The following is a 17531-nucleotide window of genomic DNA, read 5'->3' as shown; positions in this document are numbered from 1 at the left end:
GCACTTTATGAGCAAAGACTACAAGGATCTGCTGGTTTCCCTCGACATCGGCACGTCGAAGGTGGTGGCCATCGTCGCCGAGCTGAAGGGCGAAGGCCACTACGAGGTGATCGGCCTCGGCCAGAGCGAGTCGAAGGGTCTGAAGAAAGGTGTGGTGGTCAACATCGAGGCCACCGTGCAGTCGATCCAGCGCGCGCTCGAGGAAGCCGAGCTGATGGCCGACTGCAAGATCACCAACGTGTTCACGGGGATCGCGGGCAGCCACATCCGCAGCTTCAACTCGAGCGGGATGGTCGCGATCAAGGACAAGGAAGTCACGCAGACCGACGTCGCGCGCGTGATCGAGACCGCGAAGGCGATCAACATCCCGACCGACCAGCAGGTGCTGCACATCCTCACGCAGGAATTCATCATCGACGGCCAGGAAGACGTGCGCGAGCCGATCGGCATGAGCGGCATCCGGCTGGAAGTGAAGGTGCACATCGTGACGGGCGCGGTGAGTGCCGCGCAGAACATCGTCAAGTGCGTGCGCCGCTGCGGGCTCGAAGTGAACGACCTGATCCTGCAGCCGCTCGCGTCGTCGCTGGCCGTGCTGACGGAAGACGAGAAGGATCTCGGCGTGGTGCTGGTCGACATCGGCGGCGGCACGACGGACATCGCGATCTTCGCCGAAGGCGCGATCCGCCACACCGCGGTGATTCCGATCGCCGGCGACCAGATCACGAGCGACATCGCGATGGCGCTGCGCACGCCGACGCCGGATGCGGAAGACATCAAGGTCGGCTACGGGATCGCGAAGCAGGCGCTGGCCGATCCGGACGAAATGGTCGAAGTGCCGGGCCTCGGCGAACGCGGCCCGCGCACGCTGTCGCGCCAGGCGCTGGCAGCCGTGATCGAGCCGCGCGTCGAGGAGCTGTTCTCGCTCGTGCAGCAGGTCGTGCGCGAATCCGGTTACGAAGAACTCCTGAGCTCCGGCGTGGTCATTACCGGCGGTGCGTCGATGATGCCCGGCATGGTCGAGCTCGGCGAAGACATTTTCCTGAAACCGGTGCGCATCGGCGCGCCGGAGTATGCAGGCGGCCTTTCCGACGTCGTGCGCAATCCGCGCTACTCGACGGCGATGGGGCTGCTCGTCGAAGGCAGTGCCCAGCGCATGCGCGGCCGCAAGGTCGCCGTGCAGTCCGGCAACGCGGGACAGGTGTTCTCGCGGATGAAGGAATGGTTCCTGAGCAACTTCTGACATACCGAATCGAAATTCGCGCTGGTGCCGGCGGCTGGCGCGCGACAGGGGGTTGCCCGATCTCCTGCCGAATAACGGCCGAGTAGCAGTCATTCTCTTGACGGAGGCAACAATGGAATTCGAAATGCTGGAAACCGAGACCAACGGCACCATCATCAAGGTGGTCGGCGTTGGCGGCGCTGGCGGCAATGCCGTCCAGCACATGATCAACCGCGGCGTGCAGGGCGTCGACTTCATCGTGATGAACACGGATGCGCAGGCGCTGTCGCGTTCGCGCGCGTCGTCGGTGATCCAGCTCGGCAACACGGGCCTGGGCGCCGGTGCGAAGCCGGAAATGGGTCGTGCGGCAGCGGAAGAAGCGCGTGAGCGCATCGCCGACGCACTGCGCGGCGCGCACATGGTGTTCATCACGGCCGGCATGGGTGGCGGCACGGGCACGGGCGCGGCACCGGTGGTCGCGCAGATCGCGAAGGAGATGGGCATCCTGACGGTGGGTGTCGTCAGCAAGCCGTTCGAATTCGAAGGCGGCAAGCGCATGCGCGTCGCTGAAGCCGGTTCGCAGCAACTGGAGGATCACGTCGACTCGCTGATCGTCGTGCTGAACGACAAGCTGTTCGACGTGATGGGCGACGACGCCGAGATGGACAAGTGCTTCCAGTGCGCGGACGACGTGTTGAACAACGCGGTCGCAGGCATCGCTGAAATCATCAATGTCGATGGCCTCGTGAACGTCGACTTCGAAGACGTGAAGACGGTGATGGGTGAGCAGGGCAAGGCGATGATGGGCACGGCGACGGTCGCCGGCGTCGATCGCGCACGCCTCGCGGCGGAACAGGCCGTGGCGAGCCCGCTGCTCGAAGGCGTCGATCTGTCGGGCGCGCGCGGCGTGCTGGTCAACATCACGTCGAGCCGTTCGCTGCGTCTGTCGGAAACGCGCGAAGTGATGAACACGATCAAGAGCTACGCGGCGGAAGATGCGACGGTGATCTTCGGTGCGGTGTACGACGACGCGATGGGCGATGCACTGCGCGTGACGGTCGTGGCGACGGGTCTGGGCCGTGCGGCGAAGAAGCAGCAGTCGGCACCGATGACGCTGCTGCGCACGGGTACGGACAACCAGCCGGTCAGCGCGGTGTCGCATGGCTATGCACCGACGCATCACGTCAGCACGGCAGACTACGGCGCGCTCGACACGCCGGCGGTGTGGCGCAATTCGCGCGAAACCGCGGCATCGCACGTGCAGGCGCTGCAGGAGAAGGGTGTCGACACGTACGACATCCCGGCTTTCCTGCGCAAGCAGGCTGACTGACGCACACACAGGCGAAGCCGCGGCGAATCTGCCGCGGTAACGCCGGCGTGACGGATGCTACGGACCACGACAGGCCGCGTCGGCTGCGACGCCGGGCCGGGAAACGTGCCCTCTCCGCTCAAGCGGGGCGGGATGGACCGTGCTGTCCGCGACACGCTGAAAAACCGTATCGCTATGAGGGACCAGCCATGATTCAAGTGGGCGACGCGCTGCCCGACGCGCAATTGTTCGAGTACATCGACGACGCGCGCGAAGGGTGCACGCTGGGGCCGAATGCCTACAGCGTGCGCGACCAGGTTGCGGGAAAGCGGGTGGTGATCTTCGGATTGCCGGGCGCTTTCACGCCGACCTGCTCGGCGCAGCATGTGCCGGGCTATGTCGAACACGCCGAGCAATTGCGCGCGGCGGGCATCGACGAGATCTGGTGCGTGTCCGTCAACGACGCATTCGTGATGGGCGCATGGGGACGTGATCTGCACACCGCGGGCAAGGTGCGCATGATGGCGGACGGTAGCGCGGCTTTCACTCATGCGCTGGGGCTGACGCAGGATCTGTCCGCGCGTGGCATGGGAATTCGTTCCCTGCGCTACGCGATGGTGATTGACGGCGGTGTGGTCAAGACGCTGGCCGTCGAGGCGCCGGGCAAATTCGAAGTGAGCGATGCGGCGAGTGTTCTCGCGACGTTGACGTCCTGATCGTGCGGTGCGCCGTTGCCTTCCGGCAACGCTGCTCACCGGCCTCAGGGCAGTTGTAACACGGGCTGATGACCGGAAACGCCTCCGTTCCGGGCATCGGCCCGTCCCGTATCGGCGCGGGTAAACAGTCGAAACAGATTGATACGCAGTTTCAAACGACGCTGAATAGGGAATTACGCTATAATCCCCCCTATCGAATATAACTCCTGATTGATATCTTCAATCACGACGAAGAACATCATGCTGAAGCAGCGCACCATCAAATCCATCGTGAAGACCGTGGGTATCGGTGTCCACTCGGGCCGCAAGATCGAGCTGACGCTCCGTCCTGCCGCACCCGGCACGGGCATCGTCTTCTCGCGCGTCGACCTTCCCACGCCCGTCGACATTCCCGCCGCGGCGACGTCGATCGGCGATACGCGGCTTGCGTCGGTGTTGCAGAAGGATGGCGTGCGCGTGTCGACCGTCGAGCACCTGATGTCGGCATGTGCCGGCCTCGGTATCGACAACCTCTATGTCGACGTGACAGCCGAGGAAATCCCGATCATGGACGGCAGCGCGGCGACCTTCGTGTTCCTGATCCAGTCCGCCGGGATCGAGGAGCAGAACGCGCCGAAGCGCTTCGTCAAGGTGAAGAAGACGGTCGAAATCCGTGATGGCGACAAGTTCGCGCGTCTCGATCCGTACTTCGGTTTCAAGCTGAAATTCTCGATCGACTTCCGTCACCCGGCCGTCGACAAGACCGGCCAGGAGCTCGAGGTCGATTTCGCGAATACGTCGTACGTGCGCGAGATTGCGCGTGCACGCACGTTCGGCTTCGCACATGAAGCCGAGATGCTGCGCGAGATGGGTCTCGCCCGTGGCGGCAGCATGGAAAACGCGATCGTGCTCGACGAGTACCGCATCCTGAACAACGACGGGTTGCGCTACGACGACGAGTTCGTGAAGCACAAGATGCTCGACGCGATCGGCGACCTGTACGTGATCGGCCATCCGCTGCTGGCGTCGTATACGGCGTACAAGTCGGGCCACGGGCTGAACAACGCGCTGCTCCGCGAACTGCTCGCGAACGAAGATGCGTACGAGATCGTCACGTTCGACGATCCGCAAGCCGCACCGAAAGGCTTCGCGTTCGACATGCAGACGGCCTTCGCCTGATCTGCGTTCGACGCAAGCAATAAAAAAGCAGCCTTCGGGCTGCTTTTTTATTGGCCGGCTGCGGGGCGTGCCGTCAGCGTGGTTTAGCGCCATGCCGGGCCGCCATCCGCGCGAGCGCGTCCTGCAGCGGTGACGGTTCGAGATGATCTGCCAGGTCGCGCAACGCGGCCGCGCCGACCGACGTCATCCGCGCCTGCTTCACGTGGGGCGGCTCCGGCGCATCCTTCGGGCGTACGCGTACGCGTAGCGTCGAGACCGGCCAGCCGCGTTTTTGCAGATCGCCGAGCAACCGCGGTTCGACCTGTCGCAGACGAGCGGCCAACGCGTTGTGCGCAGCAAAGAGGGTCAGGGTGCCATCCTTCACGAAGCCGGGCTCGATATGGTTCGCCAGATAGTCGGGCAGGAGCGCGGCAAGATCGCGCTGCAGCGATGCGATCTGTTCGACGCCGGCGCGCAGCGCCGCGAACGCGTCGGTGCGGCCGAGCACTTCGGACACGGGTTGCGGGCGATACGGGGCGAGCGGGCCGAAACGCTTGGAAAATCGGTTCATCGAGACATTCTTCGGGCGCGCACGCGCGCGGACGTTGACGCCGATTGTACCCGTGCGGGCCCGTGCACGGGCGGCTTTCGCCCCGACGGCCCGGCGGTCTGCGCGCAGTGTCCGTCCGGCCGAGACACGGGCGCACGCTTCCCCGCGTGCTAAAATTCATCGTTTGAGTCCACTAATTCGCTAAGCCGCCGAGGCTCGGGCGCCGGGGCGCGCAACACGCGCCGGGCGCCGGTGCTGCGACGCAGGATCCGATCCGATGACAACCGGTTTTCTCCAGAAAATTTTTGGCAGCCGCAACCAGCGGCTCGTCAAGCAATACCAAAAGACCGTCACGACGATCAATGCGCTCGAAACGCAGATCGAGAAGCTGACGGACGACCAGTTGCGCGGCAAGACGGACGAATTCCGCCAGCGGGTCGCGGCCGGCGAGTCGCTCGACAAGCTGCTGCCCGAGGCCTTCGCGGTCTGCCGCGAGGCCAGCCGTCGCGTGCTGAAGATGCGGCACTTCGACGTGCAGATGATCGGCGGCATGGTGCTCCACTACGGCAAGATCGCGGAAATGCGCACCGGCGAGGGCAAGACGCTCGTCGCGACGCTGCCCGTGTACCTGAACGCGCTGGCAGGCCGCGGCGTGCACGTGGTGACCGTCAACGATTACCTCGCACAGCGCGACGCCGAATGGATGGCGCGCCTCTACAACTTCCTCGGTCTGTCGGTCGGCATCAACCTGTCCGGCATGGAGCACGACCAGAAGCAGCAGGCCTACGCGGCGGACATCACGTACGGCACGAACAACGAATTCGGCTTCGACTACCTGCGCGACAACATGGTCTACGAGACCGACGCGCGCGTGCAGCGGGCCCTGAATTTCGCGGTCGTCGACGAAGTGGACTCGATCCTGATCGACGAGGCGCGTACGCCGCTGATCATTTCGGGCCAGGCCGAGGATCACACCGAGCTGTACGTGCGGATGAACGCACTGCCGCCGCTGCTCGAGCGCCAGATCGGCGAAGAGAAGGCCGACGGCACGGGCGTCGAGAAGCCGGGCGACTACACGCTCGACGAGAAGGCGCGCCAGGTGTTCCTGACGGAATCGGGCCACGAGAAGGCCGAGCGCCTGCTCGCAGAATGGGGCCTGATCGGCGAGGGCGAGAGCCTGTACGCACCGCAGAACATCACGCTGATGCACCACGTGTACGCGGCGCTGCGCGCGCACACGCTGTTCCACAAGGATCAGCACTACGTCGTGCAGAACGGCGAAGTGGTCATCGTCGACGAATTCACGGGCCGCCTGATGGCCGGCCGCCGCTGGTCCGACGGCCTGCACCAGGCGGTCGAGGCGAAGGAGCACGTGAAGATCCAGAGCGAGAACCAGACGCTCGCGTCGATCACGTTCCAGAACTACTTCCGGATGTACGCGAAGCTGGCCGGCATGACCGGTACCGCCGACACCGAAGCGTACGAATTCAACGAGATCTACGGCCTCGAGACGGTCGTGATCCCGACCAACCGTCCGCCGAAGCGGATCGACAAGCAGGACCAGATCTACAAGACGGCCAAGGAGCGCTATGACGCGGTGATCCGCGACATCCGCGAATGCTACGAACGCGGTCAGCCGGTGCTGGTCGGCACGACGTCGATCGAGAACTCGGAGCTGCTGTCGCACCTGCTGAAGCAGGCGGGGTTGCCGCACGAGGTGCTGAACGCGAAGCAGCACGAGCGCGAAGCGGCGATCGTCGCGGAAGCCGGCCGCCCGAAGCGCGTCACGATCGCAACCAACATGGCCGGCCGCGGTACCGACATCGTGCTCGGCGGCAATGCCGAGAAGCAGGCCGCATTCATCGAGGCCGACGAAGCGATCCCGGCCGACGAGAAGGCGCGCCGCATCCAGCAGCTGCACGACGAATGGGAAACGCTGCACGAGCAGGTGAAGGCCGCGGGCGGCCTGCACATCATCGGCACCGAGCGCCACGAATCGCGCCGGATCGACAACCAGTTGCGCGGCCGTGCGGGCCGCCAGGGCGATCCGGGCTCGTCGCGCTTCTACCTGTCGCTCGACGATCCGCTGCTGCGCATCTTCGCGGGCGACCGCGTGCGTTCGATCATGGACCGCCTGAAGATGCCGGAAGGCGAGGCGATCGAGGCGGGCATCGTCACGCGCTCGATCGAGTCCGCGCAGCGCAAGGTCGAAGCGCGCAACTTCGACATCCGCAAGCAGCTGCTCGAATACGACGACGTGTCGAACGACCAGCGCAAGGTGATCTACCAGCAGCGTAACGAGTTGCTCGAAGCGCACGACATCACCGAGACGATCACCGCGATGCGTCACGGCGTCGTTACCGAAGTCGTCCGCCAGTTCGTGCCGGAAGGCAGCATCGAAGAGCAGTGGGACGTGCCCGAGCTCGAGGAAGCGCTGCGCAACGACTGGCAGCTCGACCTCGCGATCCAGGAAATGGTGAACGAGTCCTCGTCGATCACGGCCGAGGAGATCCTCGACGCGGTGATGACGGCCGCCGACGAGCAGTACGAGGCGAAGGTCGCGATGGTCGGCCGCGAATCGTTCAGTGCGTTCGAGCGCTCGGTGATGCTGCAGACGGTCGACCGCCTGTGGCGCGAGCATCTCGCGGCGCTCGACCACCTGCGCCAGGGCATCCATCTGCGCGGCTATGCGCAGAAGAATCCGAAGCAGGAATACAAGCGCGAAGCGTTCGAACTGTTCGCCGCGATGCTCGAAGCGATCAAGCAGGAAGTCACGCGCGTCGTGATGAACGTGCAGATCCAGTCGCCGGAACAGCTCGAGCAGGCCGCCGAGCAGATCGAAGAGCGTGGCGGTCATCTCGAGAACGTCGAGTACCAGCACGCCGATTACGCGGAAGCCGGTGCGCCGGTGGCCAACGTCGCGGCTGCCGTGGCGGCCACGGCGACAGCCGACATGGTCGGTAGCGCGATGACGCACAGCGGCCCCGGCGGCGAAATGCCGAGGGTCGGCCGCAACGACCCGTGCCCGTGCGGCAGCGGCAAGAAGTACAAGCAATGTCACGGGAAGCTGTCATGATCGACGGCGGCGCGCATCGCGCGTGCCGCGTCATTCGCAGCTTCGCGTGAGTGATGTGAGTTGCGGCGGCCCGCGCGTGCGGCCGCTGGTTCTTCCAATCGATGCCGGCGCATGCCGGCATTTTCCATCCGGCAGGTGTGCCCCATGGCTGTCAATTTTCCGTCGATCGATCCCGCCCAACTGCATCCCGTCGCCGGCGTCACGCTCGGCTGGGCGGAAGCGAACATCCGCAAGCCGAATCGCAAGGACGTGCTGGTCATCTCCGTCGACGAAGGCGCGACGGTCGCGGGCGTGTTCACCGAAAACCGTTTCTGCGCAGCGCCGGTCACCGTCTGCCGCGAGCATCTGGCGAAGGTGCGCGCGGGCGGCGCGGGCATTCGCGCGCTCGTGGTGAATACGGGCAATGCGAATGCGGGCACCGGCGAGCCGGGCCTCGTGAACGCACGCGAAACCTGCACGGAACTCGCGCGCCTCGCGGGCATCGAGCCGGCGCAGGTGTTGCCGTTCTCGACCGGCGTGATCCTCGAGCCGCTGCCGATCGATCGCCTGAAGGCCGGCCTGCCGGCCGCGCTTGCGAACCGCAAGGCCGCGAACTGGTTCGACGCCGCGCAGGCGATCATGACGACGGACACGCTGCCGAAGGCCACGTCGCGCCAGGTGACGATCGACGGCCATACGGTCACGTTGACGGGCATCAGCAAGGGCGCGGGCATGATCAAGCCGAACATGGCGACGATGCTCGGCTTCCTCGCGTTCGACGCGAACGTCGCGCAGCCGGTGCTCGACACGCTCGTAAAGGAAGTCGCGGATCGCTCGTTCAACTGCATCACGATCGACGGCGACACGTCGACGAACGACTCGTTCATCCTGATCGCGTCGGGCAAGAGCACGCTGCCGGCGATCACGTCGACCGATTCGCCGGCCTACGCGGCGCTGCGCGATGCGGTGACGGAAGTTGCGCAGGTGCTGTCGCAATTGATCGTGCGCGATGGCGAAGGCGCGACGAAATTCATGACGGTGCACGTCGAAGGCGGCAAGAACGTCGCGGAATGCCGCCAGATCGCTTATGCGATCGGCCATTCGCCGCTCGTGAAGACGGCGTTCTATGCATCCGACCCCAACCTCGGCCGGATTCTCGCGGCGATCGGCTACGCAGGTGTCGCGGATCTGGACGTCGACAAGATCGACCTCTATCTCGACGACGTGCTCGTCGCGAAGGCGGGCGGCCGCAACCCGGCTTACCAGGAAGAAGACGGCCAGCGCGTGATGAAGCAGAGCGAAATCACGATTCGCGTGCTGCTCGGCCGCGGCGACGCGCAGGCCACCATCTGGACGTGCGACCTGTCGCATGACTACGTGAGCATCAACGCGGATTACCGCTCCTGATCGGGAGCGTTCGAACGACATGGACAAGCTTGAACAGTTTCTGACGCGCGCCGAAGCGCTGCTCGGCCGTCTCGAGGGGATGCTGCCGCCCGCGCCGGCCGCGGTCGACTGGAATGCCGCGCATGCGTTCCGCTGGCGCAAGCGCCAGGGGCGCGGCTATCTGCAGCCGGTGCCGGCCGTGTCGTCGATCACGCTCGGTGACCTGCACAACATCGATCGCCAGAAAGGGCTGATCGAACAGAACACGCGGCAGTTCGTGCAGCAGAAGCCGGCCAACAACGTGCTGCTGACCGGCGCGCGCGGTACCGGCAAATCGTCGCTGATCAAGGCGTGCCTGAACGCGTATGCGAACGACGGCCTGCGCCTGATCGAAGTCGACAAGGACGACCTGCACGATCTCGGCGACATCGTCGACCTGATCTCGCAGCGTCCCGAGCGCTTCATCGTGTTTTGCGACGACCTGTCGTTCGAGGAGGGCGAGTCGGGCTACAAGGCGCTGAAGGTCGCGCTCGACGGCTCGATCGCCGCGCAGTCGGACAACGTGCTGATCTACGCGACGTCGAACCGCCGCCATCTGCTGCCCGAGTACATGAGCGACAACGAGTCGTACAAGCATCTTCCGGATGGCGAGATTCACCCCGGCGAAGTCGTCGAGGAAAAGATCTCGCTGTCGGAGCGTTTCGGCCTGTGGGTCAGCTTCTATCCGTTCAAGCAGGACGACTACCTCGACATCGTCGGGCACTGGCTGCGTCATTTCGGCTGCCCGGATGCGGAAATCGAATCCGCACGCGGCGATGCGCTCGTGTGGGCGCTCGAGCGCGGTTCGCGGTCGGGACGCGTCGCGTGGCAGTTTGCGCGTGACTGGTCGGGCCGCAAGGAGCAGGCATGAGCGCGGATCTCGCACAAGGCGCGGTGCGCGCGCCCGATGGCCGCAAGGTGACGGAAGTCGCGGTCGGCGTGATGGTGCAGCCGGACGGAAGCTACCTGCTCGCGCAGCGGCTGCAAGGTAAGCCGTATGAAGGCTACTGGGAGTTTCCGGGCGGCAAGCTGGAGGCCGGTGAAAGCGTCGAGGACGCGCTTGCGCGCGAACTGCACGAGGAGCTCGGCATCGAAGTCACGGCCAGCCACCGCTGGCACACGCTCGAGCACGATTATCCGCATGCGTACGTGCGGCTGTATTTCTGCAAGGTGACGAGCTGGACGGGCGAGCCGCACAGCAAGGAAGGGCAGGCGTTCGTGTGGCAGCAACTGCCGGTCGCCGTCGCGCCGCTGTTGCCGGCCGCGCTGCCGGTGCTCGAACTGCTCGAGAAGGAAGCCGCGTCGAACTGACGCCATGATGGCCTGCCGGAAAGGCGGGCCATATCATTGGCAGGCGGTGCTGTGCGCCGCTCAGCTGTCGCGGCGGCCGTCCGTGCCGTCTTCTTCCGACGAGGGGCCCTCGTCGGAGGATCCACCGATCCGGTACTTTTCCGCGGCCCATGCGCCGAGGTCGAGCTGCTTGCAGCGGGCCGAGCAGAACGGGCGGAACTGATTTTCGGGCGTCCAGCGCACTTCGGCGCCGCACGACGGGCATTTCACAACGGTAGTCATACGAAAGCGATCCGGCCCGCGGCCGTTACAGATTGCACAATGTCAGATGGAACGGCACGTCGATATCCACCGCGCGCGGACGCACATCGCCGTCCTGCATGGTGAACCGTACCCACAGCATGTATTTGTTCGCGCTCGCTTCGGGAATGACGCGCAACTCCGGCGGCACGCGCACCTGCATCAGCTGGTAGGTGCGGCCGGACAGCATCTGCTGGTAGCTGCCCTGCATCGCCATGACCTTCGACGCCTGGCCCGATTCGCGCGCGAGCCGCAGCACGATCGTCACCGCGTCGCGCAGCGGCAGCATCGGCAGGATCCACTTCGCGATGTCCTGGCGCCGCTGCTCGGCGGGCCACTGCTGCCATGCGTAGTACGACGGCAGGTCGAACTTGCACGTGCCGCCGGGAATCACCGCACGGCTGCGGATGCTGGCGAGCCACTCGTTGTCGACGAGGTGCTGCCCGGTCTTGCCCTGCATCTGCGCGAGGTTCGCGAGCGTCTGCTCGATTTCGCCGAGCACGGCTTCGAGCGCGTTCTGCTCGATGCCCGGATTGCCGCGAAAGGGGGCGAGCGTCTGGCGCTGACGTTCGAGCTCCTTCATCAGATCCGATTTCAGGTCCGCGCGGCCCGTTACCTCGGCGATTTCGAACAGCGTCGTCAGCGCGACGTGGTGTTCACGCGGGTCCTCCTGAGCCAAAAAGAACGCGAAGCGCTCGAAGAGATCTTCGAGGCGCAACAGCGTGCGAATTCGCTCGTTGAACGGATACTCGTAAAGAATCAAGCGCGCTCGCCTCTTGGGTAGGGATTGAAACAATGCAGGACATTCTAATGCTCACTCTCTACCCTAGCAACGCGCCAATTTCGTACACCATCACGATTGGGCACGAGGTTCAGCGCGCGGCGGCCGCAAACCCGAGATAGCGTTGGTGCAGTGCATCGACCTGTGCGGCGAGCGTATCGGGTGTCGTCGCGTCGTTGACGATCACGTCGTCGGCCGCCGCGAGACGGGCTTCGCGCGTGGCCTGTTTCGCGATGATCGCTTCGACCTGCTCGCGCGTGAAGCCGTTGCGCCGCATCACGCGTGCGATCTGCGTGTCGACCGGGCAATCGACGACGAGCACGCGGTCGCTGCGCGCCTTCCAGTTGCCTGACTCGACGAGCAGCGGCACCACGAACATCACGTACGGGCCCTGCGCTTCGCGGGCTTCGCGATCGGTTTCCGCGCGGATCAGCGGATGCGTGATCGCTTCAAGGCGCCGGAGCGCGGCGTCGTCGCTGAAGATCAGTGCGCGCATCTTCGCACGGTCGAGCGAGCCGTCGGCGGCAACGAAGGCCCGGCCGAATGCCTGTTCGATCGCCGGCATCGCGAGACCGCCCGGTGCGGTGATGCGATGGGCAATCAGATCGGTATCGACCAGTGACGCGCCGCGGGCGCCGAACAGGTCGGCGACGGTCGTCTTGCCGCTGCCGATGCCGCCGGTGAGTCCAATGGCGAACATGTCAGCCTCCGAGCGCCGAATAGAACGGGGTGCCGAAAAACAGCGTCGCGGCGCCGCCTGCCGCGAGGAACGGGCCGAACGGAATCGGCTCCTCGAAGCGCATGCGGCCGCGCCAGGTCGCGATGAGCCCGACGATCGCGCCCGTCACCGCGGCGAACAGCACGACCTGCGGCAATGCGGCCCAGCCCATCCATGCGCCGAGCGCGGCGAGCAGCTTCAGGTCGCCAAAACCGATGCCCTCGATGCCGCGCAGCCATTTGAACAGCCAGTAGATTGCCCACAGGAACAGGTAGCCGGCCATGGCCCCGATCACCGCCGAGCGCAGCGACGTGAACGTGCCGCCGAGGTTCAGCACGAGCCCGGCCCAGAGGAGCGGTAGCGTCATCGAGTCGGGGAGGTAGCCCGTCCGGATATCGATCGCGCTCATCGCGAGCAGTGCGGCGCACAGCGCGAACGCGGCAAGCGCGGCGACGGTCGGGCCGAATACCGCGAGTGAGCCGGCGGCGAGCAGCGCGCACGCGAGCTCGACGAGCGGATATACGATGCCGATCCCGTGGCCGCAGCGCCGGCAGCGCCCGCGCAGCATCAGAAAGCTGACGAGCGGGATGTTTTCCCATGCGCGCAGCACGTGGCCGCAATGCGGGCAGGCGCTGCGCGGGCGCCACAAATCGTAGCGCGGCGGGTAGCCGTCGTCGGGCGGGGCGCTCGCGTTGCCGGTCGCTTCATCGATCTCGGCCTGCCACGCACGCTGCATCATCACGGGCAGCCGGTGGACGACCACGTTCAGGAAGCTGCCGACGCACAGGCCGACGACGATCGCGAACGCATACTGCAGCGCGGGCGGCAGCATCGCCAGCGCGAGCAGCGTGCTCTCGGGCGAATCGGTAACGGAGTACAGGGGCGCTGGCGTCATGAGGCTCAAGGTTCGGACTAAAAGGCGACAGAATCGGTTGCGATGCTACACCACGTTGCCGAGCTGAAGGATGGGCAGGTACATCGCGATCACGAGGCCGCCGACGAGTGCGCCCAGTACGATCACGATCAGCGGTTCGCCGAGCGCGGCGAGTGCATCGAGACGCGCGTCGAGCTGGCGTTCGCACAGCGCCGCGATGTCGGCGAGCATCGCGTCGAGCGCACCCGTCTCCTCGGCGACGGCGATCGGCTGCACGACGTCGTCCGGAAAGCATCCGGCCGACTGCATGGCGTCCGCCAGGCGTGCGCCGCGCAGCACGCGGGCTGCGATGTGCGCAGTGGCGTGCTCGAACACCGGATGGCCGGCAGTGCGCTCGAGCGTGGCGAAGGCGTCGGCGAGCGGCACACCGGCGCCGAGCAGCGTCGCCAGCGAGCGGCACCAGCGTGCGGCCGCGTACCGGCTGAGCGCGCTACCCGCGAGCGGCGCGTGCAATAGTTGCCGCGCGACAGCGTGGCGCAGCGGTGCCGAGCGCCGCAGCGCGTGATGTGCGGCCAGCCCGGCTGCCGCGGCAATGGCGAGCAGCCCACCGCCCCATGCCGACAGCGCGGAGGACAGCGCGAGCAGCGCGCGGGTTGGCGCCGGCAGTGCGGCGCCGAAACCGTCGAAGATCTGGCGGAACGTCGGTACCACCCACACCATCAGCGCGGCCGAGATCGCGAGCCCGAACAGGATGACGGCCGCCGGGTACGCGAGCGCGGCCCGCAGCTTGCGCCACTGAGCGTCGGTGCGCTCGCGGTGTGCCGCGACCCGCGTCAGCACGATGCCGAGCGAGCCGGACGCTTCGCCGACCTCGATCAGCTGGCGATACAGCGTGCCGAACCGGGATGGATAGCGTGCGAGTGCATCGGCGAAGCGCCGGCCGCCGACGATCTCGCGGGCGAGCCCGGCTGCGATGCGTGGCAGACCGTCGTGTGGCCGCGTACGCGCGAGCATCTCGAGCGACGGCGCGAGCGGCAACCCGGCCTGCAGCAGGCTCGCGAGCTGGCGCGTGAAGCGCGTGACGTCCCGCGCGCTGGCCGTGGGCGGCCGGGCCGCCCCGCGGACATCGAGCGACAGTACGGCGATGCCGTCGCGTGCGAGCGCGGCACGTGCGCCCGCGGCGTCGAATGCAATGACGGTCCCGCGGCGCGATGTGCCGTCGCGACGGCGGCCGCGCCACGCGAAGCGGGTTTCGCGCGGCGGCGTGTGCATGCTCATGCGGCAGGTGTCGCGGCGAGGGCTTCCGCGATGCTCGTCGTGCCGTCACGGACGCGCGCAAGCGCCGCGTCGCGCAGACTGCGCACGCCTTCGGCCGCCACGCATTGCGCGAGCTCGCCAACACTCGCCCGTGCGACGATGCGTTCCGCCAGCCCGGACGACACCGGCATCGTCTGATGCAGGCCGACGCGGCCGCGATAGCCGATGCCGTGACAGGCCGGACAGCCTCGCGCAACGAACGGCCGCCATCCGGTTGCGAGGGCGGCCGGGTCGCAGCCGGCTTCGCGCAGGACGGGCGCCGGTGCGTCCGAGTGCACGCGGCAGGCGGTGCACAGCCTCCGGACGAGGCGTTGCGCGGTGACGAGGTGCAGCGCGGCCGCGAGGTTGTACGGTGCGACGCCGATGTCGAGCAGCCGCGCGACGGCGGCCGGTGCGTCGTTCGTATGCAGCGTCGACAGCACGAGATGGCCGGTCTGCGCGGCCTTGATCGCGACGTCGGCCGTCTCCGCATCGCGAATCTCGCCGACCATGATGATGTCCGGATCCTGCCGCAAGAGCGCGCGCAGTGCCGTCGCGAACGTGAGCCCGGCCTTTTCGGCGACACCGACCTGGCTGATGCCGTCGAGCTGGATCTCGGCGGGATCCTCGACCGTGCAGACGTTGTGCGCGTCGCGATCGAGCATCTGCAGCGCGCAGTAGAGCGACAGCGTCTTGCCGCTGCCGGTCGGACCCGTGACGAGTACGAGGCCATGCGGGGCGCGTATCGCGGCCTCCATCGCGGCCGCCTGCTGCGCGTCGAAGCCGAGGCGGGCGAGTGTGAGGTCGGTCGGCATGGTTTCGAGCCGCCGCAGCACCAGCTTTTCACCGAACAACGTGGGCAGCGAGCTGACCCGGTAGTCGCCGCGTGTACCGCCGTCGATCACGATGCGCAGCCTGCCGTCCTGCGGGAGCCGCCGCTCGGCGATGTCCATGCGCGCGAGCACCTTGATCCGTGTGACGAGCGCGTCGCGCAGATGAAGGGGCGGCCGTGCATGTTCGTGCAGCACGCCGTCGATGCGCAGGCGGATGCGCCAGCTGGCTTCGAATGGTTCGACGTGGATGTCGGATGCATCGCGTACGCGCGCCGCGTGAAGCGTGTCCGTCAGCAGCCGCACGGCCGGCGCATCGTCGAGCTGGGCCGCGTCGAGCGCGCGCGGTGCGGTGGCGGGCGACGTATCGGAGTGGGCGGGCGGCTGCGTGCGCAGCGGCGCCCCGGGAGGAGGGAAATGCATGTGAGCCGGCTCGCTGGCCGCCTGTTGACCGTGACCAGCAGATGGTCGCGCGTCGCGGGCGGCGCCGGCAGTCAGCCGTTCGGCTAGCGCGACGTGGCGCGTGCGGTGCGCGAGCTGCGCGGCTTGAAGAGCTTGACGGTGCGCACGGCCTGATCGTCGCTGCGCATCACCTCGAGCATCACGTCGCCGATTTTCAGGCACACGTCGTCTTCCGGAATTTCCTCGAGGATTTCGAGCACCAGGCCGTTCAGCGTCTTCGGCCCGTCGGTCGGCAGCTTCAGATGCAACCAGCGATTCAGTTCGCGCAGCGGCATGCTCGCCGAGACGATGCATTCGCCGTTCTCGTCCCAGCCGCCCTTGCGCTCGCTGCGCGGCATCGACGTCGTGAATTCGCCGATCAGCTCCTCGATGATGTCTTCGGGCGTGACGAGCCCTTCGAGTTCGCCGTACTCGTTGACGACGAGCGCGGTCCGCTGGCGGGTTTCCTGGAAAAACTGGAGCTGCTGGACCACCGGTGTGCCGGACGGCACGTAGTACGGCTCGGCGAGCAGCGCGCGCAGCGTCTCGCGGTCGAATTCCTGGTTGTGCAGCGCGGTCAGCGTCTTGCGGACGTGCAACACGCCGAGCACCTTGTCGATGTCGCCTTCGTAGACGACGAGCCGGTTGTGATAGCAGGTTTCGAGCTGGTGCAGGACGTCGTCGAGCGGCGCGTAGAAATTGAGCGACTCGATCTGGCGGCGCGGCACCATCACGTCGTCGACCGTGATGTTCTCGAGATCGAACAGGTTGAGCAGGATGCTGCGGTGCTTGGTCGGCATGAAACTGCTCGACTCGAGCACGATGGCCCGCAGCTCGTCGGCCGACATTCGCTGGTCGCGACCCTTCTTCGTGTTGATGCGCAGCACCCACAGCACGCCGTTCGCGAGGGCGTTGACGAACCAGACGACGGGCTTGAACACGCGCATCAGCGGCGCGATCACGAGGCTCGCGGGCAGCGCGATGCGTTCGGGGAACGTCGCGCCGACGATCTTCGGCGCGATTTCGGCGAACACGATGATCAGGAACGCGACGATGCCGGTCGCGATCGACAGCGCGAGGTTGTTGCGGCCGAACGTATGCAGCGCGAGCGACGTCGTCAGGACCGGGATGATCGTGTTGAACAGGTTGTTGCCGATCAGGATCACGCTGAGCAGCAGGTCAGTGCGCGTGAGCAGGCCTTGCGTGGTTTTCGCGCCGAGTGCGCCCTGGCTGGCGAGATGCTTCAGCCGATGACGGTTGAGCGCCATCATCGCGGTTTCGGAAATCGAAAAGAAGCTGGAACAGAGGAGAAGCAGGAAGACGGCGCCGATTTGCGCCCATAAGGGAATTTGGTCCACGCGTTGGAAGGGCAGTGAAGGACTGGGATGGGAGAAATATAGCAGAGGCCGGCGACCGCGATGTGTCGTGCGCGACACGAGGAGCTAGCGGCGGCCGGGTAAAAAAAAACCGTGCACGAAGTGCACGGTTTTTTAAAATCTGGTCGGGGTGAGAGGATTCGAACCTCCGGCCTCTACGTCCCGAACGTAGCGCTCTACCAGGCTAAGCTACACCCCGATTTTTGCTCTTTGG

At 66.1% G+C, this 17531-nt stretch carries 16 protein-coding genes and 1 tRNA gene; 8 read left to right on the top strand and 9 right to left on the bottom strand.

Going from position 1 to position 17531, the window contains the following annotated elements; translation table 11 throughout:
* Positions 1–7 precede the first annotated feature (7 nt).
* The 4 genes from ftsA (at position 8) to lpxC (ending at position 4402) form a co-directional block, all read left to right on the top strand.
* Entirely contained in the window at positions 8–1240 is a 1233-nt protein-coding gene (gene ftsA / locus LGM89_RS31935) for a cell division protein FtsA (RefSeq protein ID WP_006487138.1), read from the top strand.
* A 112-nt stretch (positions 1241–1352) separates the two neighbouring features.
* Entirely contained in the window at positions 1353–2549 is a 1197-nt protein-coding gene (ftsZ, locus tag LGM89_RS31930) for a cell division protein FtsZ (RefSeq protein WP_011350843.1), read from the top strand.
* A 188-nt stretch (positions 2550–2737) separates the two neighbouring features.
* Positions 2738–3244 carry a peroxiredoxin gene (locus LGM89_RS31925; RefSeq protein WP_011350844.1) on the top strand — a complete coding sequence of 169 codons (507 nt, stop codon included), beginning with the start codon at positions 2738–2740 and terminating at the stop codon, positions 3242–3244.
* Positions 3245–3484: 240 nt separating this feature from the next.
* Positions 3485–4402: a UDP-3-O-acyl-N-acetylglucosamine deacetylase gene (gene lpxC, locus LGM89_RS31920; RefSeq protein WP_011350845.1), complete on the top strand. Its 918-nt coding sequence runs from the start codon at positions 3485–3487 to the stop codon at positions 4400–4402.
* A gap of 73 nt (positions 4403–4475) precedes the next feature.
* Here the strand turns inward: lpxC and LGM89_RS31915 are convergent, their stop codons facing one another.
* The gene (locus tag LGM89_RS31915) at positions 4476–4952 is read right to left on the bottom strand and encodes a DUF721 domain-containing protein (protein WP_043191463.1); all 477 of its coding nucleotides are present in this window, start codon (positions 4950–4952) and stop codon (positions 4476–4478) included.
* A gap of 256 nt (positions 4953–5208) precedes the next feature.
* Here LGM89_RS31915 and secA point away from each other — a divergent pair, with 256 nt between their 5' ends.
* From secA to LGM89_RS31895, 4 genes are all read left to right on the top strand, one after another.
* On the top strand, positions 5209–8007 hold the full coding sequence (gene secA / locus LGM89_RS31910; protein WP_089494047.1) for a preprotein translocase subunit SecA: 2799 nt from the start codon (positions 5209–5211) through the stop codon (positions 8005–8007).
* 144 nt (positions 8008–8151) lie between these two features.
* Positions 8152–9393 (top strand): bifunctional glutamate N-acetyltransferase/amino-acid acetyltransferase ArgJ, encoded by a 1242-nt coding sequence (gene argJ, locus LGM89_RS31905; protein ID WP_089495228.1) that lies wholly within the window; start codon positions 8152–8154, stop codon positions 9391–9393.
* A 19-nt stretch (positions 9394–9412) separates the two neighbouring features.
* The gene (locus LGM89_RS31900) at positions 9413–10282 is read left to right on the top strand and encodes an ATP-binding protein (protein WP_089439171.1); all 870 of its coding nucleotides are present in this window, start codon (positions 9413–9415) and stop codon (positions 10280–10282) included.
* Positions 10279–10722, top strand: a complete 444-nt coding sequence (locus LGM89_RS31895; protein ID WP_089494048.1) for an NUDIX domain-containing protein — start codon at positions 10279–10281, stop codon at positions 10720–10722. The genes LGM89_RS31900 and LGM89_RS31895 overlap by 4 nt, the downstream gene beginning before the upstream one ends.
* Before the next feature lie 60 nt (positions 10723–10782).
* Here LGM89_RS31895 and LGM89_RS31890 read toward each other — a convergent pair whose 3' ends face one another.
* The 8 genes from LGM89_RS31890 to LGM89_RS31855 all read right to left on the bottom strand — a co-directional run bounded on the left by LGM89_RS31890 (position 10783) and on the right by LGM89_RS31855 (position 17516).
* Complete coding sequence (locus LGM89_RS31890; protein WP_027788444.1) at positions 10783–10983, bottom strand: DNA gyrase inhibitor YacG; 201 nt, start codon at positions 10981–10983, stop codon at positions 10783–10785.
* Between the two features lie 25 nt (positions 10984–11008).
* Positions 11009–11764, bottom strand: coding sequence for a cell division protein ZapD (gene zapD, locus LGM89_RS31885; RefSeq protein WP_039353119.1), 756 nt, complete (start codon positions 11762–11764; stop codon positions 11009–11011).
* A gap of 109 nt (positions 11765–11873) precedes the next feature.
* On the bottom strand, positions 11874–12482 hold the full coding sequence (gene coaE, locus LGM89_RS31880) for a dephospho-CoA kinase (RefSeq protein ID WP_089494049.1): 609 nt from the start codon (positions 12480–12482) through the stop codon (positions 11874–11876).
* A 1-nt stretch (position 12483) separates the two neighbouring features.
* Positions 12484–13395 (bottom strand): prepilin peptidase, encoded by a 912-nt coding sequence (locus LGM89_RS31875; RefSeq protein WP_089494050.1) that lies wholly within the window; start codon positions 13393–13395, stop codon positions 12484–12486.
* Between the two features lie 45 nt (positions 13396–13440).
* Complete coding sequence (locus tag LGM89_RS31870; RefSeq protein WP_226275071.1) at positions 13441–14652, bottom strand: type II secretion system F family protein; 1212 nt, start codon at positions 14650–14652, stop codon at positions 13441–13443.
* Complete coding sequence (locus LGM89_RS31865; protein WP_226275069.1) at positions 14649–15923, bottom strand: GspE/PulE family protein; 1275 nt, start codon at positions 15921–15923, stop codon at positions 14649–14651. Before LGM89_RS31865 ends, LGM89_RS31870 begins: the two co-directional genes overlap by 4 nt.
* An 83-nt stretch (positions 15924–16006) precedes the next feature.
* Positions 16007–17299: an HlyC/CorC family transporter gene (locus LGM89_RS31860; protein ID WP_179254791.1), complete on the bottom strand. Its 1293-nt coding sequence runs from the start codon at positions 17297–17299 to the stop codon at positions 16007–16009.
* A gap of 140 nt (positions 17300–17439) precedes the next feature.
* Positions 17440–17516 (bottom strand) — tRNA-Pro (locus LGM89_RS31855).
* Positions 17517–17531: the final 15 nt, after the last annotated feature.

Origin of the sequence: Burkholderia sp. AU31624, assembly GCF_020420065.1 — a bacterium.
Taxonomy (GTDB): Bacteria; Pseudomonadota; Gammaproteobacteria; order Burkholderiales; family Burkholderiaceae; genus Burkholderia.
The sequence above is the reverse complement of the archived record's forward strand: the minus strand, read 5'-3'. Positions and strand labels throughout refer to the sequence as shown.

Excerpts from the sequence above, each read along its gene's own strand:
- ftsA (WP_006487138.1), top strand. The coding sequence starts at position 8 with ATGAGCAAAGACTACAAGGATCTGCTGGTTTCCCTCGACATCGGCACG.
- ftsZ (WP_011350843.1), top strand. The coding sequence starts at position 1,353 with ATGGAATTCGAAATGCTGGAAACCGAGACCAACGGCACCATCATCAAG.
- LGM89_RS31925 (WP_011350844.1), top strand. The coding sequence starts at position 2,738 with ATGATTCAAGTGGGCGACGCGCTGCCCGACGCGCAATTGTTCGAGTAC.
- lpxC (WP_011350845.1), top strand. The coding sequence starts at position 3,485 with ATGCTGAAGCAGCGCACCATCAAATCCATCGTGAAGACCGTGGGTATC.
- LGM89_RS31915 (WP_043191463.1), bottom strand. The coding sequence starts at position 4,952 with ATGAACCGATTTTCCAAGCGTTTCGGCCCGCTCGCCCCGTATCGCCCG.
- secA (WP_089494047.1), top strand. The coding sequence starts at position 5,209 with ATGACAACCGGTTTTCTCCAGAAAATTTTTGGCAGCCGCAACCAGCGG.
- argJ (WP_089495228.1), top strand. The coding sequence starts at position 8,152 with ATGGCTGTCAATTTTCCGTCGATCGATCCCGCCCAACTGCATCCCGTC.
- LGM89_RS31900 (WP_089439171.1), top strand. The coding sequence starts at position 9,413 with ATGGACAAGCTTGAACAGTTTCTGACGCGCGCCGAAGCGCTGCTCGGC.
- LGM89_RS31895 (WP_089494048.1), top strand. The coding sequence starts at position 10,279 with ATGAGCGCGGATCTCGCACAAGGCGCGGTGCGCGCGCCCGATGGCCGC.
- LGM89_RS31890 (WP_027788444.1), bottom strand. The coding sequence starts at position 10,983 with ATGACTACCGTTGTGAAATGCCCGTCGTGCGGCGCCGAAGTGCGCTGG.
- coaE (WP_089494049.1), bottom strand. The coding sequence starts at position 12,482 with ATGTTCGCCATTGGACTCACCGGCGGCATCGGCAGCGGCAAGACGACC.
- LGM89_RS31875 (WP_089494050.1), bottom strand. The coding sequence starts at position 13,395 with ATGACGCCAGCGCCCCTGTACTCCGTTACCGATTCGCCCGAGAGCACG.
- LGM89_RS31870 (WP_226275071.1), bottom strand. The coding sequence starts at position 14,652 with ATGAGCATGCACACGCCGCCGCGCGAAACCCGCTTCGCGTGGCGCGGC.
- LGM89_RS31865 (WP_226275069.1), bottom strand. The coding sequence starts at position 15,923 with ATGCATTTCCCTCCTCCCGGGGCGCCGCTGCGCACGCAGCCGCCCGCC.